Below are 21,002 nucleotides of genomic sequence, written 5' to 3'. Positions count from 1 at the left end.
AGTAGGGCGTGTGTCCCGCTGCCAGCAACCCGCGATACCCGGGAGCGACGAGATGGGCCACTACAAGAGCAACCTGCGAGACCTCGAGTTCAACCTGTTCGAGGTGTTCAAAGTCCAGCAGAGGCTGGGCAGCGGGCCGTTCGAGCAGGCAGACGAGGACACTGCCCGCGGTGTGCTGACCGAGCTGAACGCCCTGGCGACCGGGCCGCTGGCGGACTCCTTCGCCGACGCCGACCGCAACCCGCCGGTCTTCGACCCCAAGACGCACTCGGTGACGCTTCCCGAGAGCTTCAAGAACGCCTACCAGATGCTCATCGACGGCGAGTGGTGGCGGCTCGGCGCGATCGACGAGCTCGGCGGCTTCGGCATCCCCTCCACCGTGCAGTGGGCGGCGGCCGAGCTGATCCTGGGCTCCAACCCTGCGCTGTTCATGTACATGGCCGGCGCCAGCTTCGCCTCCATCGCCTACTCCAACGGCACGGACGAGCAGAAGAGCTGGGCGCAGCTGATGGTCGACCGCAGCTGGGGCGCCACCATGGTGCTGACCGAGCCGGACGCCGGTTCCGACGTGGGCGCCGGACGCACCAAGGCCGTGCTCCAGGAGGACGGCACCTGGCACCTGGACGGGGTGAAGCGCTTCATCACCTCGGGCGACCAGGACATGACCGAGAACATCATGCACCTGGTGCTGGCCCGCCCCGAGGGCCCCGGCATCGAGGCCAAGGCGGGCACCAAGGGCCTGAGCCTGTTCCTGGTGCCCAAGTTCCACTTCGACCCGAAGACCGGTGCGCTGGGCGAGCGCAACGGCGCCTTCGTCACCAACATCGAGCACAAGATGGGCATCAAGGTGTCCACCACCTGCGAGCTGACCTTCGGCCAGCACGGGGTGCCCGCCAAGGGCTGGCTGCTCGGCGAGGTGCACGACGGCATCGCGCAGATGTTCCAGGTGATCGAGCACGCGCGGATGATGGTCGGCACCAAGGCGATCGCCACGCTGTCCACCGGCTACCTGAACGCGCTGGAGTACGCCAAGGAGCGCGTGCAGGGCGCCGACCTCACGCAGATGCTGGACAAGGCCGCCCCGCGCGTCACGATCACCCACCACCCGGACGTGCGGCGCTCGCTGATGCTGCAGAAGTCCTACGCGGAGGGCCTGCGCGCGGTCTACCTCTACACCGCCTCGTTCCAGGACCAGATCCGCGCGGGCGAGAACGTGGAGCTGGCGCACCGGGTCAACGACCTGCTGCTGCCGATCGTCAAGGGCGTCGGCTCCGAGCGGGCCTACGAGATGCTGACGCACTCGTTGCAGACGCTCGGCGGCTCCGGCTTCCTCCAGGACTACCCGATCGAGCAGTACATCCGCGACGCGAAGATCGACAGCCTGTACGAGGGCACCACGGCCATCCAGTCGCTGGACTTCTTCTTCCGCAAGATCGTCCGCGACAAGGGCCAGGCGCTGGGCTTCCTGGCCAACGAGATCCAGCAGTTCATCGCCAACGAGAACGGCAACGGCAGGCTCAAGGAAGAGCGCGCGCTGCTCAAGCAGGCCCTCGAGGACGCGCAGGGCACGCTCGGCACGCTGATCGGGTTCCTGACCTCCTCGCAGGAGGACCAGCGCAACCTGTACAAGGTCGGCCAGAACAGCGTGAGCCTGCTGATGAGCATGGGCGACCTGCTGATCGGCTGGCTGCTGCTGCGCCAGGCCGACGTGGCGATCGCCGCGCTGGACGCGGGCCCCTCGGCGAAGGACCGCTCCTTCTACGAGGGCAAGATCGCGGCGGCGAGCTTCTTCGCCAAGAACGTGCTGCCCGAGCTGTCCTCGCGGCGCAAGATCGTCGAGAGCACGGACAACTCGCTGATGGAGATCGACGAAGCGGCGTTCTGATCTCCCCACTGATCCCGGTCGGGACGAGAAGCGGCGGTGCCTGAGACAGGCGCCGCCGCTTCTTCTTTTTTATACGCGATCGCGGTTCACGTGAACAAAATGCGAGTCGCTGGTCGACGGAGTTCGCCCGTGTTAATTCTGTTGGGACATCGCACAACCAACAGAGAGAGCAAAGAATCCCATGTCGATTTCGACGACCCGGGCCGCGCTCATTACCGCTGCCGCGCTGCTCGCCTTCGCGGCACCCGCCATCGCCTCGCCGACCGCAGAAGCGGCTCCGGCAGCGGCGGCGGCCAAGGACTGCACGAAGAACCCGAAGTACTCCTCCACCGCGACCGCCACCGACACCGTGCTGGTGAGGCGGACGCCCAAGAGCAACGACGCGCTCACGCAGTTCGAAAAGGGCGACGAGGTCAAGGTCGTTTTCGGGCACTCCGATTCGGGGTATTGCTACAGCTATGCCAAGGGCAAGAGCCGCAAGGGCTGCGACAACAAGACCGGATTCTGGTACCGCACCGTTCTCGCTCGCGTGAACGGCAGCACGGTCGTCGGATACGTGCACGAAAATTGCCTGCGCTTCTAGGCACGTCCAGGTGGGTGAGGGCGGCACCAACGGGTACCGCCCTTTCCGCCGTTCATGGCCTGCGGCAGCGGGCGTCGGCGAAGCAGTAGACCCCGAAGGCCGCGAACCCCAGCGCGACGGCGAGCAGGACGAAGTCACCGAACGGCAGCGCGGCCAGCTCGCGCAGGGCTTGGTCCAGCCCACCGGCTCGGTTCGGGTCCGCGGTGAAACCGGCCAGCCCCAGCAGGATTCCCACCACGGCGAACGCAATTCCCTTCGCCGGGTAGCCGATCATGCCGAGACGCCGTGTCCACGTCCGCGTTCCCTTCGGCAGCCTGGTCATGTCCAGCTCGTCGAGGAAGCTCTTGCGTGCGCCCTTGACCACGGCCGCCACACCGACGCCGAACACCACGGCGGCGATCAGCGCGACGATCCAAGACCCACCCGGCAGCGCGAGCAGCTCCGCCGTGAGCGCTTTCTGGCTCTGGTCACCGGATTCCTGCCCAGCACCGACCACGAAGTTCACCGCGACGACGCTCAGCACGGCGCCCGTGACACCGCGCGCGGCCGAGGCGACCCGCTTGATCGTGCGCTTGCGCCGGTCAGAAACCCAGCGGTGGCCGGAGAAAGCGCTCAACAGCTGCCAGAGCGCGAACGCCGCCAGTCCAGCGGCGAGCGCCAGCAGCAGTGCCACACCGAAGGGCTGCGCGACGATCGTGGCCAGCGCGCCCTTCTGGTCTGCCTCGGCAGGACTTCCGCCGAGCGCGACCTGGACGGCGAGCCAGGCCACGACGAGGTGCACCAGGCCGAAGCAGGCCATGCCCACTCGGCCGCCGATCTCGACGACTCGTTCCACAGGCAAGAGATTCACCTTGCGCGGCAACGTGAAACGGGCCGTTCGGAGCAACGCGTTCGTGAAGGAGTTTTTCGCGAAACAAACGCGAACCCCCTAGGCGGGGTCGGCGCGGGCTGTTGTCCTGGTGGGCCCCAGACGACGATCGGCGGTCCCACGATGAACACCACGAAGCGAGTGGCGGCGGTCGCGGTCGTCGCGTTGTTCTCCTTCGGCCTCATGGCCGTTCCAGGGCACTCCGCAGCGCAGGCAGCCATCGACTGCACGAAGAACCCGAAGGTCCTCGGCAGCTACAAGGTGGTCGACACGGTGCTTGTCCGCAAGACGCCGACCAGCGACACCGCCATCGGGCAGATCAACAAGGGCAGCAAGGCCACCGTCGTGTACGGGCACTACACGCCGGACGGCGATTTCTGCGCCGCCGGGACCAGTGGGAAGAAGCGAACGGGCTGCGACGGCAAGAAGAGCACGCACTACACGGTGGTCCGACTACAGGGCGTGGTGGGCTACGCGCACTTCAGCTGCATCAAGTTCTCCTGACGCAGCAACGAAAAAGGCCCCGCCGGAGCAGGGCCTTTCGCGTGTGTCGCCGGTGCTCAGCCGCCGGCGGGCGGCGCGCAGACGACCTTGTGCTGCGGGTTGTAGCGGACCGTCCGCTCCTCGCGGCGCGTGGAACCGGTGGTGAGGTCCTTGATCGTCCTGGTGTCCTTCACGCTGAAGCCACCGGCGCCCTCGCTCGCCTTGCAGGGCTGGCCCGCCGGGATCTCCTTGACCTGCGGGGCGGTCTGCGCGAACGGCTCGCCGGTCTGGCCGCTGACCTCGTAGGTCTTGGTGCCCCACAACTTCACGGTGATCGTCGACGACGTCCAGATCGTCTGCACGAGGATGCCGGTCTTGCTGTCGTTCTTGAACTTCACGTCGATCACGCTGCTGCCGTTGGGGTTCTGGAAGACCGTCGCCTCACGGCCCTTGGGGTAGCGCGAGATGTAGAAGCTGTGCTCCTTGTGCGCCACGTCCACCATGCCCGCGTGGTAACCGGCGTTGTAGAGCGTGGTCGCCATCTGCGAGACACCACCGCCGACCGCGCGGCTCAGCTCGCCCTTCTCGATGATCGCGGCCTCGACGTAGCCGGTGGCCGCGGTGCGCGGGCCGGTGCGGCCGTTCATGCTGAAGGTCTCGCCGGGCTTCACGATCGCGCCGTTGATCTGCTCGGCCGCGCGCTTGATGTTGCGGCCGGAGTCGGCCGCGAAGCCCTTGGTCTCGAACTCCGCGACGACCTGCTTGATGCCGAGCGCGTTGGCCTGCTCGGTGGTCAGCTTCGCGGGCAGCTGCGAGTACGTGGCCTTGATCTGCCGGTCCTGCGGCTTGCGCAGCACCTCCAGCGCGCCGCCGAGGGTCTTCTCCCAGTCGACGCCCCTGCCGTCGGTCGACGGCTTCACCGTGGGCTTGCCGCCCTCGATGACGATCTCGGCGTCCTTGCCCGGCTTGTCGGTCGACGCCAGCTGCGGGCGCGCGACCTCGGCGATCTTCGGCGCGTCCAGCGACGCGGTGAGCCCGCCCTTGCCGTCGGACTCGAAGCGCATCGCGTTGCCGATCGCCACCGGCTGCACGATGGCGTTGCCGCCCTCGCCGAGCACGGTCAGCGGGCCGGACACGGCGGGCTTGGCGACCTCTTCGAGCGCCTTGCGCACACCCTCCGGCGTGGACGTGACGGGGTCGATGACCGCGGGCAGCTGCACGCGCCGCCCGCTCGGCCAGTCCGCCTTGAGCACCGGGATCGCCCCGGCGGCGTCGAGCTTCTGGCCGGGCTTGGGGTCGATCGGCTTGGGCTTGCCGTCGCTGAACTCGATCGTGCCCTCGGCGGGCAGGCGGTCGGTCGCCTCGCGCAGGTGCTCCAGCGCGCCGCTGACCTTGCTCTCCTCCGCCGTGGTGACGACGCCGAGCTCCGTGGTGGTGAAGAAGGAGGAGATCCTGGTGAACGGGTTGTAGGACTGCTCGCCCGCCTGGTCCAGGGTGCCCTTCCAGTTCATCGCCAGCCCGGCCTCCTGCGGGGAGATCTCGGTGTCGACGTCGCCGACGCGCAGCGCGACCGGCTTGCCCAGCCTCGGCTCGATCTGCTCGCGCAGCTTGCGCTCGGCCGACGCCCGGTCGAGGCCGCCGACGTCCACGCCCGCCACGGTGATCCCGCGCGGCACGTTGCCCTGGGTCAGCAGGAGGTCGCCGACGTAGAGGACGCCGAGCAGGCCCACCACGGAGGCCGCGGCGAGCAGGATCTTCCTGCCGCGACCGGAGCGCTCCTGGTCACCGTCGTCGTCCGGCAGCGGGTCCAGCGCGTCGTCGTCGACGGGCGGCGGAGGCGGGGGCGGCGTCGCCGGGGGCTTGGCGTTGAACACCGAGGTGGCCTTGGCCGGGGCCACGGTGGTGGTCGCGTCGATCTTGGGGATGCGGACGGTGTCCGACTCCGGGTCGATCGGGCGGCCCGCGCCGAGCCCGCTGAGCGCGCTGAGCGCCTCCGGCCGGATCGCCGTGGTCGCCTGGTCGATCCGGCTCGTGTTCGGGTCGCCGACCGGGCGGACGAACGTGGTCGCCTGCTCCGGCTTCTGGGTGCCGCCGACCGGGCGGACGAAAGTCGTTGCCTGATCGGGCTTCGGTCCGTCGTCAGCGGAGCGGGAGAACGTCGTCGCCTGCTCCTGCCGGTTCGGATCGCCGACGGGTCGGACGAAAGTCGTTGCCTGGTCAGGCTTCGGCCCGTCTCCGGCGGACCGCGAGAACGCCGTTGCCTGCTCCGGGTCGCCGACCGGGCGCGCGAACGTCGTCGACTGGTCGGGACGTGCTGTCTGCTCCGGCCTGCTCCCGTCACCGACCGGGCGGGCGAACATCGTCGCCTGCTCGGGACGCGGGGCATCGCCAGCGGAACGCGTTGCCTGCTCGGAGCCGTTCGGGTCTCCGACCGGGCGGGCAAACGCCGTTGCCTGGTCGGGCTTCGGCCCGTCACCGGCGGAGCGGGAGAACGCTGTCGCCTGCTCCGGCCCGCCCGGGTCGCCGACCGGACGGGCGAACATCGTCGCCTGCTCGGGACGCGGAGCGTCACCGACGGGCCGCGCGAAGGCGTTCGCCTGCTCCGGCTTCGAGTTCGGCTGCGTGTCGCTGACGGAGTAGGCCTGCTCGGGCTTGGCCTGCTCGGGCTTCTGGGCGTCACCGACGGACCGGGGCGCGTCGGCCTCCGAGCGCGGGGCCGCTTCCTGGCGCTTGTCGGCCTCGGGCTTCGGTGCTGAAGGAAGCTGTTGGAAGACAACGGTTTCGGTCTGGTCCGAAACGTTCTGGAACAGCGCGGCGCCGGAGACCGAGGTCCTCGTCGGCTCCTGCTTCTCCGCCTCGGGCTGCTGACGGCGGACCGGGCCGCTGTCGTGGCGCGGGGCCTGCGGCTGGGGTTCCCGGCGCACGGGACCGCTGTCGTGGCGCTGTGGCTGGGCCTGCTGCGGCTGTTCGCGCCGCACCGCGCCGCTGTCGTGCTGCTGGAGCGGCTGCTGGGCCTGTGGCTGCTGGACCGGGGGCTGCTCACGGCGGAGGGAACCGCTGTCGTGGTGCTGCCGTGGCTGCTCGCCCTGGTACTGGACGTTGCTCGGCTGCTGCTGGGACCACTGCTGGCCCTGCTCGCGCGGCGGCTGCGGAGTCCGGGGCTGCGGGCCGCTGTGGTGCACGGGCGGCTGACCGGGCGCGCCGAAGGAGGACGGCTGCTGCGGCTGGGGCTGCGGCGAGTTGTAGTGCACGCGCGGCAAGCCGTCACTCGGCGCGATGCTCTGCGGCGTGCGCTGGTGCGGGCCGCTGTGATGGACCTGCGGGGGCGCCTGCGGCGCCTGGGGCTGAGCTGCCTGGGGCTGGGGCGTCTGGGGCTGGGCGGCGGCCGGAGGCGCGGGGGCCTCCTCGGCGGGCGCCTCGGCACCGGACTTCGGTGCGGACATCCACTGGATGCGCTTGGTAGGGCGCTCCGCACCGACCGGGTGCTGCGGCTGTCCCGCAGAGTCACCGCCGGGTGGTGTCGCGGGTGTCGACGCAGCCGGTGCGGAGTCGCGCTCCGGCTGCGGGTCGGGCCTCCCGTTGTCGTCCGACACCGCGTTCCCTCCTCCAAGTGCGCTCGGGGTGCACGCGCCGGCGGATCAGCCGACGAGGACTCCGAGAACACGACTCACAGATACAGACCCGTACCGTGCTCGGTCCGCTCGCTGGCGACCGCGTGCAGGTCGCGCTCGCGCATCACGAGGTAAGCCTCGCCCTGTACTTCGACCTCGAACTGGTCCTCGTGGTTGAACAACACGCGGTCAGCGACCTTGACGGTCCTGACGTGGTTGCCCACCCCGAACACCTCGCCCCACGACAAGCGCTTCGCGACTTGGGCGGTTGCCGGGATCACGATCCCACCACCGCTGCGCCGCTCCCCTGCCTCCCGCACGACTTTCACCATGACGCGATCGTGGAGAAGCTGGATTTCGAGCTTGGCATCGGGCACCACCGGAGTTTACTGGGCGCGCCGGGGCGAGCTACCACGGATACCGGTCACACACCAGACCTTCGTTGCGGTGTAACGCGCGCGGACGACACCGGTCAGTGACGGGGATCACTCGGCCTGTTCGTCCATTCCGCCCATGACCAGCGGCAACCGCCGCAGCCCCCGCTGGTCCACCCGGACGGGGACGCCCCAGTCCTGACGGGCCAACCGGCACACCGGGTGCTCCGCCTCGACGTCGCAGCTCGCCGCCTGCGCGACCACGTGCAGCACCCCGGACGGGATGCCTTCGGCGATCACCACGCGGCGGCTCAGCCCGGTGCTCGCGCCCGCGCCCTCGACGAGCAGTTCGGGCGGCGAGGACGTGATCTCCAGCCTGGTGGGCGGGCCGTAGCGCTCGTCCAGCTTCTCGCCGGGAGGCGGCGTGAACACCACGACCAGCTCGATCTCACCGGGCGTGACGTCCGTGGGCAGCCTGCGCACCTGCTGCGCCGCTCCGGCGACCAGCCGCGCGCTCACACCAGGGGGAACGGGCCGTTCCAGGCGGTGCGCCGCCGAGGCGACCACGACCAGCTCACCGTCGACGACCACCGCTCCCGACGGCTCGGCGACGTCCGTCGCGAGTGTGGAAACCTCGTCGGTGACCGGGTCGTAGCGGCGAACCGCGCCGTTGTAGGTGTCGCAGATCGCGACGCTGCCGTCGGGCAGCAGCGCGAGGCCGAGCGGGTGCTGCAGCAACGCCTGCTTCGCCGGGCCGTCCCGGTGGCCGAAGTCGAACAGCCCTTCGCCGATCGCCGTGTGCACCGTGAAACCGTTGTCGCCCTTGGCGATCCAGCGCAGCGCCGAGGTCTCCGAGTCGGCGAGCCACAGCCGGTCCTCCGCGGCGGCCAAGCCCGAGGTCTGCGCGAAGAACGCCTGCTCGGCCGCTCCGTCCCGCAGGCCCTCCACCGTCGTTCCGGCAAATCGGGAAACGTTGCCCGACAAAGGATCGAACAGCCCGATCGTGTGATTTCCTGCCATGGCCACCACAACGCCGTTCGCGGGTGGCCACCACACGACGTCCCACGGGCTCGTAAGATCGACTTCAAGTCCCGGGCCGTCGGTTTCCCCGTCGCGCCACTGGTTCCCAGTACCGGCCACAGTGGACACTCGCCCGTCCGCGAGCCGAACCCCGCGCAGCAGGTGGTTCACCGTGTCCGCGACCACCACGTCGTAGCCCACCCGCTCGGCGACCTCGGGCGGCAGCAGGGCGAGACCGTTGGGCTCCGAGAACGTCGGCGCGTCCCCGTCCGCACGCCCGCGCGCGCCAGAACCGATGCGGCGCAAGAGGTCCTCACCGCTCTCGTCCAGTTCCGCGAGGCTGTGCCTGCCCGAATCCGCCACCAGTACCGAGCCGCTCGGCGTGCGGATCGCCTTGGCCGGGAAGCGCAGCACCGTCTCCGGCGCGGGCGGTGGGACGTACGGGCCGTCGCCCCTGTGCAGCGTGCCCTTGGCGTCGTGCTCGGCGATCACCTCGCGGATCACCCTGCGCAGCGCTTCGGCGTGGCCCTCCCCCGCCGCCACGTGCACCACGTAGCCCTCCGGGTCGACCAGGACCAGCGTCGGCCAGGCGCGCACCGCGTACTGCTGCCAGGTGCCCAGCTCCGGGTCGTCGAGCACCGGGTGGTGCACCTCGTAGCGCTCGACCGCCGCGCGCAGCGCCTCCGGATCGGCCTCGTGCGTGAACTTCGGCGAGTGCACGCCGATGGTGACCAGGACGTCGGCGAACTCCTCCTCGATCGGCCGGAGCTCGTCGAGCACGTGCAGGCAGTTGATGCAGCAGAAGGTCCAGAAGTCCAGGAGCACGACCTTGCCGCGCAGGTCGGCGAGCTTGACGTCCGCCCCTCCGGTGTTCAGCCAGCCACGACCGGTGAGTTCAGGGGCGCGCACCCGGGCGCGGGGCTTCGCAGAGGTCACACCAGCAGTGAACACGACCTGCCCCGCACGGCATTCCAACGCTCACATGGTGGGAGCGCGATCAGGGCGCCGTCTGGTCCGGGGAGGCGAACCACGCGATGTCGCCGGGGTACAGCTCCGCTCCGCTCACCGCTGCTTCCCCGGCCTCCGCCTCGATCCGCGCGGCCGACTCCTCTCGGCTGGTCGGCCAAGGATGAAATCCGGCTTTGGTGTCCCCGGGAACGATCAGCCCGTCCCGGACGAGTCGTGCGGCGTTCGCCCCGGCGATCCGCAGCACCTCTGCGGGGTCCACGTCGTCGTTCAGTCCGTCTTGCGCAGCAACCACGAAGTCCAGCAACGACATCCAATCGAACTTCAGCGACGCTGCCGCGTACTCCTTGAGCTCGTCGTAGTTCATGATCAGCCCTGTCCGTCGTCGATGTGGACCTTCAGCGTCACCTTGATCTTCCCGGGGACCTTCAGGTCCAGGGTTGGATCATCGTCGCCGCCGCTGCTGCTGTGAGTGCGAAAACCCATGATCGTTCTGTTCGGAAACTCGTACATGACACCGTCATAGCGCGGCTTGTCCACCACAACCGCGCCTTCTCTGAGCGCCGCGTGAAGTTCGTGGATCTCCGCGGCCGTATCGACCAGCCGGATGGGCATGCTTCTGCTCCCCTTCGGCGCGTGGCCGATGTCCTCGCCGCCGTTGAGGACATGTTCGGTGGCGGTTTTGCCCTTCCATCTCCCCATCGTCCGGGCAGCGCTCGCGGTGACCGGCTGGACGGGTTTCTGCGCCCCCGCTGACGCGCCCGCAACCGTCCTCCCCATTCGGCTGGCAAAGTCGGTCAGGGCCGTGATGAGCGCCCCCCGCGAACTCGGCGATCCACCGCAACCACCAAGTCGCCTCGCGCGTCTGTGGACAGCTGGTGCGCGGCGAGCACGCGTGAGCGAGCGGTTCGCACGACGTCGGCCGCCACTCGGACGCGGTCGCCAATCTCCCCCTGAGACATGGATCAGCCTCGACACGACTGGCCGAGGCGTTGCCTGTTCGTTCCCAGTACCTGATGCATCGCGCTCCCCCTCGCACAAGCACTCTCGCCATGCTCATTCGCGAGCGGACGAAGAGGAATCACCGACGTGGGTGCGCAATTCAGGCAACCGCTCAGATGCTGAAAGCGCGACGCACGCTCAGTGCGCGGTCTCCGTCGTCTTCCAGGTCTCCGGCGATGATCACACCGTCCCATACGAACTGTGCCGTGGCGTTCGCGGCGTGCTGGACCACGTCGACCCTGAACACTCCGCCCGTGCTCTGCTGCGTCGACGCCACGACGTCGGCGAGCGATATGCAGCCGTACTCCAGAAGCTCGAACAGAAGGAGCTTCACGTCTGAGCTTGACCCCCTGCTCGACTCGGCAGCGCTCACCACCACGGGGTTGACGAGTCAGCGGACGGCGCGCGGGCCGAGGAGGTCGGCACCGAACTCGGTCACGCGGGCGCGGAGTTCGCGGTCGGCGGTGACGACGACGCAGTGCCGGGAAGGCGCGGACCGCACGAGGTCCACGATCGCGTCATCGCCGGAGCCGGGTGCGGAGACCACGCGAACGCCTTCGACGCCAGCGACGTCCCGAGCGGCGCCCTCGACGACGAGCACGACTTCGATGGGCCCGGACAGCGAAGGCAAACCGTTGTCGCGCAAAGGGATCAGCGAATCGCGGAGGCGCTCGTTGGCGCCGCGCCGATCGCGCCACCACCCGTCAGGAACAGAGCCGACGACGTTGGCGGCATCGACGATCAGCAGCGGCGGGTCCCCATCCACGATCCGAGCGTGCCAGGGACTCCGCGTCGCCGCCGAACGGATTCACTGCGGCACGGGCGGAGCGCCAGTGCCCCCGGAGGACATGAAAAGAACAACTCCGGCAAGCATCATGAGCACCACGAGCGCCCCGACGACGCCCACCACGATCAGTGCGACCCGTGTGGCGGGGGACGAAACGGGGGCGGGCGCAGGGGCGGGAGGCGCAAGCGGCGTGGGCTGCTCCTCAAGGGCGGCGCGGACGATCTCCTCCGGCTGGCCGAGGCGGTCGAGGTACTCGCGGACGAGTTGCTCTTCCTTCACCTTCATCGTCCCTCCGAGGGGGCCAGGAATCCTTCGACGGCATCGCGGAACCGGGTCCACTCCGCTGTGAACTCCGCGAGCGAGCCGTGGCCGGCTTCGGTCAGCGAGTAGTAGCGCCGGGGTGGCCCCGACACCGACTCCTGCCAGGTCGTCTCCACGAGCCCGTCGCGGCGCAGCCGGGACAGCAGCGGGTAGATGGTGCCCTCGCTGGTGGTGAGGGCCCCGCTCGCGCCGAGCGTCTGGACGAGTTCCACGCCGTAGCGCGGGGAGTCCCGCAGCAGAGCCAGCACGCAGTGCTCGAGAGCACCGCGCCGCATCTGACTGACCGCTTTGAACGCTCTGGCAGCGAGGTACCACCAGCGCCGAAAATTTGGCAATGCGAGCGCATTGCCAAGAGTGGCGGAACGTGGATACGATGCACATGCATTACAAAAGAGCAGCAGGACCAGGGTGATCGCAGGGGTCTGGACCGAGGGGGTCGGACTCACCTGGGGGACGTTCACCCAACCCCTTGTCGGGGGGACCCACGCGGTCCCCCCGACAACGGTTTCCAGAGGTCAGAGCCTGCGCACGAAGGAGATCCGGTCCAACCCGGGACCGTCGTAGTCCGGCTGCACCCACACGCCGTCGACCACCTTCTCGCTCTGCTCGACGAGGAATCCCATGGCCGTGTGGAAGGCCAGCGACGTGGTGTTCGCCGGGCTGGTGATGCAGTGCACCCGGCTCCGCCCGTGCTCCCGCGCGAGGTCGAAGAAGCACTGGTAGAGGCTGCGCGCGAGACCGGACCGACGCAGCCCAGGGTCCACGCCGACGAAGTGGACGTACGCGGCCTCCTGATCGGTCTGGGACAGGAACCCGATGAGGAAGCCGACGAGGCGGTCCTGCTCGTCCTCCACCAACCAGCTCGTCGTGGTGAAGTGCTGGAAGTACAGGCGGGGCAACAACAACGCGCGCTGCTGCGACCCCGCGTCACCGCCGAGCCCGTCCCACCACTCGTCCAGCACGGCGAGCAGCCGGAGGTGGTCCTCCGGCCTGGGGTGGCGGAGCTGGAGCCCGTCCCCGATCACAGACCGCGCCACCCGGCCTCGTCCACGCCACCGGGAACGGCCGCGTTCGGGTCGTAGGGGGTCCTGGTGAAGATGAACGTGTTGAGGTCGAGGTGGCTGACCGCGCCGTCGGCCCCGCGCACCACGCGCAGTTCCTCGCCCGCGTAGTAGCCGTCCAGCCCGATCCACGCGCCGTTCTCGTCGAGGCGGAAGCGCGAAGCCCTGCCCCGGCCGTTGATCGGCATCAGGTCGAGCATGCCGCCCTGGCGCAGCCGCAGCGCGTAGGCCGACGGCCCCCAGTACCACTGCCCGGTCAGCGCGAGCAGCTCACTGTCCACTTCGGACTGACGAAGCGGCGTCCACGTCGTGGGCACGCGCGGCTCGTGCTCCGCCATGAGGTCGAAGTAGTCGGCGAGCAGGTTGTACCCGCCGCCCGTCGTGGTGTTGGCGAGGAACAGGACACCGGTGCTGTCCTTGGGGTCGACCCACACGGTCGCCAGGAAGCCCGGCATCGAGCCGGTGTGCCCGGCGACGCGCCTTCCCTTGTGCCGCATGAGTTGCAGGCCCAGGCCGTGCCCGCCGCGCCACTCGTCGGCGTCGTCGACGATCGCGGGCTCGCGCATCTCCGCGACGGTGTCGGGGTGCAGCACGTCGCCGGTGTCCCCGCCGAGGAAGGCCGCCCAGCGCGCCAGGTCGGTCGCGGTCGACCAGAGCTGCCCGGCAGGCGCCATGGAACCGCCGTCGTGCGAGGGCTCCGGCAGCAGCACGTCGGCCCACGGGTGCACGGCGTAGCCCTGCGCGTGCGGCGCCTGCGCGAGGAACGTGGTGCGGCCGAGGCCGAGCGGCCGCAGGATCTCCGCCTCGGCGGCTTCCATCCAGCTCATCCCGCGCGCGCGGGCGATGACCTCGCCGAGCAGGCCGAAGCCGAGGTTGGAGTAGTGGAACCGGCGACCGGCGCGGTGCGGCACGGACTGCTTGCCCAGCAAGGAGATCAGCTCGTCGGCGGGCATGCCGGGGACGCGCTCCCACCACTCGCCGGGAGACTCGGCGGTCAGCCCGGAGGTGTGCGAGAGCAGCTGCGCGATCGTGCTCGCACCGGCGGGCGTGCCCTGCACGAAGCGGTCGAGCGGGTCGTTGAGGTCGAGTTTGCCCTCGTCGCGCAGCCGCATGATGAGCGCGGCCACGAAGGTCTTGGTGATCGAGCCGATCCGGTACTGCGTGTCCGAGGTGGGCTCGGCACCGTCGACCTGTCCCCGAGCCCCGATCCACACCGGCGCTCCGTCTCGCACGACGGCGGCGACGATCGACGGGACGCGGTTCTCGCTCTGGTCGACGGCGAGGCGGCGCAGGAGCGCGCGCTGAGTACCGGCCAACAACTCGGGCATGCGGGTTCCTCCCCAGATCAGCTTTTCGCCAGGGCAGTCCACCACATGCGGAGGAGCCGCCCAACCGTTGGCGGGCGGCTCGGTCGGCAGGACTACTCCGAGCAGTCCTGGCCGTTCTGGTACAGGCCGATGTGGATCACCTTGTCGTCCTGGACATCGATCGCATAAGTGGCGTTGGCATTTCCGGGAACCGGAACCCAGCGGCCGTTCGGGCCTTCGGACCACTCCGGATAAGCGGCGACCAGGTCCTTTCGACTGGAGCCGATTCCAATTCCACGCGGAGTGCGGACGCCCGGGTAAGCATCAATCACGGCCACCCCCTTGGTGGGCGAGATCAACACGCGCAGCACGTTCGGCGCCGCGCGGAACTCGAACTTGGAGCACGCGGGGTTGACCCCCGCACCGGGGTCTTCGCCCTGGTAGACATGCAGGAGCGTGGTCTGGTACGCGTCAGGGACGGACATCCCGAGCTTGAGGCCGTCGAATCCTTCCGGTCCGAGGATCTGGCCCGACGGAGCGGCATGCGCCAGCGATCCGACAAGAACAGCTCCGAATGCGACGGCCGCGACGGCAAAGGTGCGCTTCATTTTTCTCTCTCCTTCAGCGGAAGTCCCTCAACTTCCACACAGGAGAAGACGGTCAACCAGCAACAGGGTTGCGAGACAAATGGAAAAAGCTCACCAAACACTTCGACAAGAACCGAAGAAAGGCTGTGGCCAGGATGGATTCAACAGGTGCGAGTGAACGCGGTCATCCGATCGGCCCAGCTCAGCAGGGCGATGGCTTCCTGCCGATCCCGCAGCGCCAGGACTTCCACTGCTCCACCGAGTCCGGCCGCCAGTCGGAGAGCCGCACGAGGCCGGGCGGCACCATCTCCAGGCAGGTGAAGAACGCCGCGACCTCGGCTTCGGTCCGCACGACGATCGGGCTCGCCGTGCGCTGGTAGACCTTCCGCACGGTCTCGAAACCGGAGTTCTCCTCGTCGGAGAAGTCGTCGTTGGTGCCGTGCGAGAGGACCAGGTGGCTCCCGGGTGCGAGCCGGTCGAGGTAGCCCGCGACCACGCCCCACGGGTCCTGCTCGTCCGGTACGAAGTGCAGCACCGCGACCATCAGCACGGCCAGCGGCTCGTCCAGGTCCAGCAGCTCGCGCACCTCGGGCTGAGCCAGCACCTGCTCGGGGTCGAGCAGGTCGGCGCGCACCGCGGCCGCGTCCGGATTGCCCTCCAGGATGCGGCGCCCGTGGCCGACCGCGATCGGGTCGACGTCCACGTAGACCACCCGCGCGCCCCGGCACTCCCCCTGGGCGATCTCGTGCACGTTGCCGACCGTCGGGATACCGGAGCCCAGATCGAGGAACTGGCGGATTCCCTTGTCCACCAGGTACTTCACCGCGCGCCGGAGGAAGGAGCGGTTCGCCCGGATGGCCAGCCGCACCCCGGGGAACGCCTGCTCAGCGGCTGCGGCGGCCTCGCGGTCGACGGAGAAGTTGTGCGAGCCCCCGAGGAAGTGGTCGTACATCCGCGCGGCGCTCGGCCGCGTCAGGTCGATGTCCTCGGGCACCCAGTCCACGTCAGCGGCGGATCTTCGGCAGCACAACGGTCTCCTCGGCGGCGGGGACGCGCGGCAGGACGGCGGTGAGCTCGGCGAGGTCGTCGTCCTCGTCGTCGTCAACCTCGTCCTCGGTGTACCTGCGCAACAACAGCTTCCCCGCCCACCACACGATCAACGTCGCGACGACGCCGACGATCCCGCCCATGACGATGTCCGAGGGCCAGTGCACTCCGACGAACACGCGGGAGAAGGCGACGAGCAGCGCGGGCAGCGCGAGCAGCCAGCCCCACAGCGCGGAGACGAAGATCCCGACGACGAGCGCGACGGTGATCGCGGCCGTCGCGTGGTTGCTGGGGAAGGACACCCCGGGCTCGTGCTCGACGAGCTGGGTGACCGGGCGGGTCTGGAACGGCCGCTCGTGGAAGGCCATCATCCGCAGCACCCGGTTCACCAGGAAGCCGAGCAGCAGGGCCGCGCCGACCTGACCGACCATCCACAGGTTCGTGGTCCGGTCCCGCTTGCGCATGGCCAGCAGGGAGACGATCCCGGCCGCCGCGAACAGCAGGTAGATCAGCGGCCCCGCGGCGAAGAGCATCACCCCGTCGAGGGCGGGGCTGCTGCCTGCCATGCCGTTGATCAGGTCAAATAACACGTCCCGCATCGCGTTGCTACCCCCACTCGGTGAACAGCGGACACCACATCGGCCTCGATCATCCCAGTTCCCCAACGGGCAGCGTTCGCGCCCATCTTTTCATCAACCGTTGATTTTCTCGTCGCGCCCGCGCTAACGTGCATGCATGCACTAGTTGCAAGGACGCAATCATGTGGAGGACTCCGTGAACGACCACGACAGCGACCGGCTCGCCGAGGAGATCGGCGCGGTCCGCCGCGCGCTCCTCTCGGAGTTCCTGGTCTCGGTGGTTCGCGGGGCGGGGGACCTCCAGCTCGTCCACGTCGCCACCCTCTACGTGCTCGACGCGGGCCGGACGCCCACCGTCAAGGACCTCGCCGACCACGTCGGCCGTTCCGTCTCGGCGACGAGCCGGATGGTCGAACAGCTGGTCGCGCGGGGCCTCGTCGGCAGGCGCGAGGACACCGAGGACCGCAGGGCCAAGCGGGTGCACCTCACCGACGAGGGGCGGGAGTTCCTGCGCGGCTTCGAGCGCAGGCGGGCCGAGGCGCAGCTGGAGCTGATGGCGTACCTGTCAGAGGAGGACCAGCGGACCGTCGCGCGGTCGACGACCCTGCTGGCCGAGGCCGCGAGGAGACATCGCGATGAGCACGGGCAAGCAACGGGGGACTAGCCGGCGCGAGGTGGTCGTGGACCTGGCCGCGCTCGACGGCACCATGGGCGAGCTGGTCGGCGGGAAGGCCGCCAACCTGGGAGAGCTGATCAACGCGGGCATCCCGGTTCCGCCGGGCTTCTGCGTCACGACGGACGCCTACCGGCGGATGATCGAGGTCACCGGTCCCGTCCACCAGCACGAACCCGCCGCAGCACGGGAAATGCTGTGCACCGCAACGGTTCCGGCCGACCTGGCCGAGCAGATCGGCAGCGCCTACCGCGCGCTCGGCGAGGACGTGCCGGTGGCCGTGCGCTCGTCGGCCACGGCGGAGGACCTGCCGAACGCGAGCTTCGCCGGGCAGCAGGACACCTATCTCAACGTGGTCGGCACTGACGCGGTGCTGGACGCCGTGCGCAGGTGCTGGGCCTCGCTGTGGACCGACCGCGCGGTGAGCTACCGCGACTCCAACGACATCGACCAGAGCACCGTGCACCTCGCGGTCGTCGTGCAGCGCATGGTCGACGCCGAGGTGGCGGGCGTGATGTTCACGGCGAACCCGGTGACGGGCACGCGCTCGGAGTTCGTGGTCGACGCCAGTCCGGGCCTCGGCGAGGCAGTGGTGTCCGGCGCGGTGAACCCGGATCACTTCGTGGTGGCGGCGGACGGGCGCGTGCTCGACCGCAGGATCGGCGACAAGCACATGGCGATCCGGTCGAGGGCGGGCGGTGGGACGGAGCACGTCGAACTGTCCACAGAGGACTACTGCCTGACCGACGCGCAGCTGAAGCAGCTGGTGGAGCTGGGAAAGCGCGCGCAGGACCACTACGGCTCGCCGCAGGACACGGAGTGGGCACTGGACTCCGACGGCACGCTGTGGCTCACCCAATCCCGCCCGATCACCACGCTGTACCCGATTCCTGAGTCCACAAGGGACGGTCTGCGCGCGTACTTCTCGGCCAACGTTGCGCAGGGCGTGTTCGCGCCCTTCACCCCGGCGGGCCTCGCGGGCATGCAACTGGCGATGGGAGCCGGCGCCCGGCGCGCGGGCATCCCCGTCGCTGATCCCCTGGACGGGCCTCCGATCTTCACGCACAGCGCGGGGCGCATCTACGTCGACATCACCACGGCGCTGCGCAACCCCGTCGGCAGGACGTTCATCCCGCGCCTGTTCGGCATGATGGAGGCCAGGTCGGCGGAGATCTTCCAGCAGCTCACCGAGGACCCGAGGTTCGCGCTCACCACCACCAAGCGCGGCCCCACGCTGCGCAAGCTCGTCAAGACCGCCGTGCGGCTCGGTGCCCCGCCCAGGGCCGCGCACGCGCTTCTGCGTCCAGAAACCGTGCGCGCCAACGCTTTCCGGCACGCGGAGGAGATCGACCAGCTCACCAGGACCCGGCCGGGGCTGACCGCGGAACAGCGGCTGGACTTCATCACGCGGATCTTCACCGACATCACGATCCCGAGGGTCGTGCGCATCATGCCGGTCGTGCTCGGCACCTTCGCGCTGATCGCCACGATGCCGAAGATCATCGGCGACCCCGGCTCCGTCGACGACGTCCGCGTGGTGCTGAAAGGCATGCCGCACAACGTCACCACGGAGATGGACCTGGAGCTGTGGCGGATCGCCAAGCACGGCTCGGACGGCGATCTCGACCGCTTCCTGGCCAAGTACGGCCACCGCGCGGTCGCCGAGATCGACCTGGGTGTCCCGCGCTGGTCAGAAGATCCGGCGCACGTGCGCGGCATGATCGCCAACTACCGCCGCGTCGACGATCCGGAGTGGGCCGCCGACAAGCAGTTCGAGAAGGGTGTGGCCGAGGCCGAGGCGATGATCGAGGAGCTGGCCAGGCGTGCCGGGCGGCGCGGGGGCCTGGTGCGCGCGGCGCTGCGCCGCATCCGCGCGCTGGCCGGAGTCCGCGAGCTGCCGAAGTACTGCTTGGTGCTGGCGTTCGCCCGCGTCCGCGAGCAGCTCAAGCTCGTCGGCGCCGAACTGGCCTCGTCCGGCACGATCGCGACCGCCGACGACGTGTTCTTCCTCGACTTCCGCGAGGCCAGGGAAGCGTTGCAGGGCAAGGACTTCACCGCGCTCATCGCTGAGCGGAGGTCGGACTACGAGCGCGAGCGGCGCAGGCGCCACGTGCCCAGGATGCTGCTCTCCGACGGCACCGAACCGGAGGCGCTCGGCGCGGCGGTCGACGGGGCGCTCTGCGGGACCGGTGCTTCTCCCGGCACGGTCACCGGGGTGGCCAGGGTGATCCTCGATCCGGTCGGCGCGGAGCTGCACCCCGGCGAGATCCTGGTGGCGCCGTCGACCGATCCCGGGTGGACGCCGCTGTTCCTGACGGCGGGCGGGCTGGTGATGGAGATGGGCGGCCCGAACTCGCACGGAGCGGTCGTCGCGCGGGAGTACGGCATCCCCGCCGTGGTCGGTGTCGCACGCGCCACGCAGGAGATCGTCACTGGTCAGACCATCACCGTGCACGGCTCCAGCGGCTCGGTCGAGGTGTCTTGACGCCTACCGTCAAGTACTTTACGGTCGCCGTCAAGGAGGCTCGCGATGACCCTTGAGGTGACCGAGGAAGCGCTGACGCAGCACCTGGCCCGCCTGGTGTCCGGCCACCTGCTCGACCCACTGGAGATCCTGCTCGGCACGGACTGGACGCTGACCAAGCTGGAGCGCAAGGCGGGGGAGCAGGCGGCGGTCTGGGCGCGGGAGCTGCTCGGTCCCGACCTGGAGATCGCGACCCGGACCGCGATGCGCCTGGTCGCGACGCTGTACCCGAGCGACGGCCCGTTCGACCCGCCCGCGGCGTGGTGGCGGGCCCCGCTCGGGCAGGTCGTCGCGCACCGGATCGGTCACCCGACCGCCGACGGCCTGTCGTACTCGACCGCGGGCGCCATGCTCGGCATCTCCAAGCAGGGCGTGTACGACCTCGTCAGCAGGGGAAAGCTCGTCCGGCACGCCGATGGCGGTGTCACGTCGGAGTCCGTGCGGCTACGCCTGCACCAACGAAACTCCTGATCTCACAGGCGGAAGGCGGGGCGTCTTCAAGACCACCAAACCCCCCTGTGGATCATCGCTAACCGCCCCAAACCCAGCAGCCTCACGAGGTTTGCTGTCGTTGAAGACTGCTCGGGTGGGGGTTTGCGGGTCTTGAAGACCGGCAAACCCGACGGCTGGCCGGGCGCTAGCCCGTCTCCGCCCGCGCCGCGAGCTCGTCCTCGATGAGGTCCAGATAGGTGTCGACCTCTTCTTCGTCGAAGCCGCCGACGCCGAGCGAGGTGCTGAACGCGATGTTGTGCACCTGCGCCGCGCTCACCTCGCCCTGGCCGTCGAGGGTGTTCGCCACCTCGGCCAGGAACCCGATGACCTCGACCTCGCTGTAGCCGCGCCGCCCGAGCCGCGCCCTGGAGAAGCGCTTGTCCCGGACCTCGTCCGCGGTGAGACCCATCCCAGTCCTCCCAACGAGCAACCCGCCGAAAGTATTGGCGCCCTTCCCCGCTCCGGCCACTCGAACGCTCAGCGCTGCGCGCCCCATGCCCGGACCACGCGGGTGAACACGTTCTCGGACCAGGTCAGCGGAACAACCGGAATGCCCTCGACGAACTGGGCGTGGTTCGTGCACTCGGGCAGTTCACCGCTGCGCACGAGGAGCACGAGCCGACCGTCGGAATAGTTTCCCTCGTAGACGTCGACGCACGGAGCGCCTTTGATCCATCGAAAAGTGTGCCCGAATTCGTACCGCCACAGCACAGGGCTGGACGCACGACGAGCACAGGGCTTCGCGCAGCTCACATTCGCTTCCCACAGTGAATACAGATCCAAATACCGTCCGGATCAGCACGAAAAACGTGATCGCAAGCCATGTTATCGCT

Annotated in this window: 23 protein-coding genes; 6 read left to right on the top strand and 17 right to left on the bottom strand. The window is 69.3% G+C overall.

Annotation, left to right across the window (positions count from 1 at the left end; genetic code table 11):
- Window positions 1-52: 52 nt before the first annotated feature.
- A complete protein-coding gene (locus tag ABD798_RS09460; protein ID WP_344872740.1) occupies window positions 53-1,885 on the top strand; it encodes an acyl-CoA dehydrogenase in 1,833 nt (610 codons plus the stop codon).
- A gap of 181 nt (window positions 1,886-2,066) precedes the next feature.
- Window positions 2,067-2,468 carry a hypothetical protein gene (locus tag ABD798_RS09455; RefSeq protein WP_344872738.1) on the top strand — a complete coding sequence of 134 codons (402 nt, stop codon included), beginning with the start codon at window positions 2,067-2,069 and terminating at the stop codon, window positions 2,466-2,468.
- Window positions 2,469-2,520: 52 nt separating this feature from the next.
- Here ABD798_RS09455 and ABD798_RS09450 read toward each other — a convergent pair whose 3' ends face one another.
- Window positions 2,521-3,303 (bottom strand): DUF1206 domain-containing protein, encoded by a 783-nt coding sequence (locus tag ABD798_RS09450; protein ID WP_344872955.1) that lies wholly within the window; start codon window positions 3,301-3,303, stop codon window positions 2,521-2,523.
- 156 nt (window positions 3,304-3,459) lie between these two features.
- Here ABD798_RS09450 and ABD798_RS09445 point away from each other — a divergent pair, with 156 nt between their 5' ends.
- Complete coding sequence (locus tag ABD798_RS09445) at window positions 3,460-3,840, top strand: hypothetical protein (RefSeq protein ID WP_344872736.1); 381 nt, start codon at window positions 3,460-3,462, stop codon at window positions 3,838-3,840.
- A gap of 56 nt (window positions 3,841-3,896) precedes the next feature.
- On the opposite strand, the gene ABD798_RS09440 is transcribed toward ABD798_RS09445, so the two are convergent.
- The 14 genes from ABD798_RS09440 to ABD798_RS09375 form a co-directional block, all read right to left on the bottom strand.
- On the bottom strand, window positions 3,897-7,412 hold the full coding sequence (locus tag ABD798_RS09440; RefSeq protein ID WP_344872734.1) for a VanW family protein: 3,516 nt from the start codon (window positions 7,410-7,412) through the stop codon (window positions 3,897-3,899).
- Between the two features lie 74 nt (window positions 7,413-7,486).
- Entirely contained in the window at window positions 7,487-7,807 is a 321-nt protein-coding gene (locus tag ABD798_RS09435) for a GroES family chaperonin (protein WP_344872732.1), read from the bottom strand.
- Between the two features lie 108 nt (window positions 7,808-7,915).
- The gene (locus tag ABD798_RS09430) at window positions 7,916-9,760 is read right to left on the bottom strand and encodes an NHL domain-containing thioredoxin family protein (RefSeq protein ID WP_344872730.1); all 1,845 of its coding nucleotides are present in this window, start codon (window positions 9,758-9,760) and stop codon (window positions 7,916-7,918) included.
- Between the two features lie 61 nt (window positions 9,761-9,821).
- A complete protein-coding gene (locus ABD798_RS09425) occupies window positions 9,822-10,157 on the bottom strand; it encodes a hypothetical protein (RefSeq protein ID WP_344872728.1) in 336 nt (111 codons plus the stop codon).
- A 2-nt stretch (window positions 10,158-10,159) separates the two neighbouring features.
- A complete protein-coding gene (locus ABD798_RS09420; RefSeq protein ID WP_344872726.1) occupies window positions 10,160-10,405 on the bottom strand; it encodes a hypothetical protein in 246 nt (81 codons plus the stop codon).
- Between the two features lie 499 nt (window positions 10,406-10,904).
- On the bottom strand, window positions 10,905-11,126 hold the full coding sequence (locus ABD798_RS09415) for a hypothetical protein (protein ID WP_344872724.1): 222 nt from the start codon (window positions 11,124-11,126) through the stop codon (window positions 10,905-10,907).
- 57 nt (window positions 11,127-11,183) lie between these two features.
- Window positions 11,184-11,558 (bottom strand): PIN domain-containing protein, encoded by a 375-nt coding sequence (locus ABD798_RS09410; RefSeq protein WP_344872722.1) that lies wholly within the window; start codon window positions 11,556-11,558, stop codon window positions 11,184-11,186.
- 42 nt (window positions 11,559-11,600) lie between these two features.
- Window positions 11,601-11,864, bottom strand: coding sequence for a hypothetical protein (locus ABD798_RS09405; protein WP_344872720.1), 264 nt, complete (start codon window positions 11,862-11,864; stop codon window positions 11,601-11,603).
- Entirely contained in the window at window positions 11,861-12,175 is a 315-nt protein-coding gene (locus ABD798_RS09400; protein WP_344872718.1) for a PadR family transcriptional regulator, read from the bottom strand. The genes ABD798_RS09405 and ABD798_RS09400 overlap by 4 nt, the downstream gene beginning before the upstream one ends.
- A gap of 240 nt (window positions 12,176-12,415) precedes the next feature.
- On the bottom strand, window positions 12,416-12,937 hold the full coding sequence (locus ABD798_RS09395; protein WP_344872716.1) for a GNAT family N-acetyltransferase: 522 nt from the start codon (window positions 12,935-12,937) through the stop codon (window positions 12,416-12,418).
- Window positions 12,922-14,289, bottom strand: coding sequence for a serine hydrolase domain-containing protein (locus tag ABD798_RS09390; protein ID WP_344872714.1), 1,368 nt, complete (start codon window positions 14,287-14,289; stop codon window positions 12,922-12,924). The genes ABD798_RS09395 and ABD798_RS09390 overlap by 16 nt, the downstream gene beginning before the upstream one ends.
- A 92-nt stretch (window positions 14,290-14,381) precedes the next feature.
- Window positions 14,382-14,876 (bottom strand): hypothetical protein, encoded by a 495-nt coding sequence (locus ABD798_RS09385; protein ID WP_344872712.1) that lies wholly within the window; start codon window positions 14,874-14,876, stop codon window positions 14,382-14,384.
- A gap of 181 nt (window positions 14,877-15,057) precedes the next feature.
- Window positions 15,058-15,858, bottom strand: a complete 801-nt coding sequence (locus ABD798_RS09380) for an SAM-dependent methyltransferase (RefSeq protein ID WP_344872710.1) — start codon at window positions 15,856-15,858, stop codon at window positions 15,058-15,060.
- A 1-nt stretch (window position 15,859) separates the two neighbouring features.
- Window positions 15,860-16,501: a phosphatase PAP2 family protein gene (locus ABD798_RS09375; RefSeq protein WP_344872708.1), complete on the bottom strand. Its 642-nt coding sequence runs from the start codon at window positions 16,499-16,501 to the stop codon at window positions 15,860-15,862.
- A 163-nt stretch (window positions 16,502-16,664) separates the two neighbouring features.
- Here ABD798_RS09375 and ABD798_RS09370 point away from each other — a divergent pair, with 163 nt between their 5' ends.
- From ABD798_RS09370 to ABD798_RS09360, 3 genes are read left to right on the top strand one after another with little or no spacing between them, the layout of a single operon-like run.
- Window positions 16,665-17,144, top strand: coding sequence for a MarR family winged helix-turn-helix transcriptional regulator (locus ABD798_RS09370; protein WP_344872706.1), 480 nt, complete (start codon window positions 16,665-16,667; stop codon window positions 17,142-17,144).
- Window positions 17,116-19,638, top strand: a complete 2,523-nt coding sequence (locus tag ABD798_RS09365) for a PEP/pyruvate-binding domain-containing protein (RefSeq protein ID WP_344872704.1) — start codon at window positions 17,116-17,118, stop codon at window positions 19,636-19,638. The genes ABD798_RS09370 and ABD798_RS09365 overlap by 29 nt, the downstream gene beginning before the upstream one ends.
- 45 nt (window positions 19,639-19,683) lie before the next feature.
- Window positions 19,684-20,148: a hypothetical protein gene (locus ABD798_RS09360; RefSeq protein WP_344872702.1), complete on the top strand. Its 465-nt coding sequence runs from the start codon at window positions 19,684-19,686 to the stop codon at window positions 20,146-20,148.
- A 166-nt stretch (window positions 20,149-20,314) separates the two neighbouring features.
- Here the strand turns inward: ABD798_RS09360 and ABD798_RS09355 are convergent, their stop codons facing one another.
- Window positions 20,315-20,578 carry a DivIVA domain-containing protein gene (locus ABD798_RS09355; protein ID WP_344872700.1) on the bottom strand — a complete coding sequence of 88 codons (264 nt, stop codon included), beginning with the start codon at window positions 20,576-20,578 and terminating at the stop codon, window positions 20,315-20,317.
- Window positions 20,579-20,646: 68 nt separating this feature from the next.
- Window positions 20,647-20,784: a hypothetical protein gene (locus ABD798_RS09350; RefSeq protein WP_344872698.1), complete on the bottom strand. Its 138-nt coding sequence runs from the start codon at window positions 20,782-20,784 to the stop codon at window positions 20,647-20,649.
- Window positions 20,785-21,002 lie beyond the last annotated feature (218 nt).

This window comes from Allokutzneria multivorans, assembly GCF_039537405.1.
Classification (GTDB): domain Bacteria; phylum Actinomycetota; class Actinomycetes; order Mycobacteriales; family Pseudonocardiaceae; genus Allokutzneria; species Allokutzneria multivorans.
This window is presented reverse-complemented; position numbering and strand designations above follow the sequence as displayed.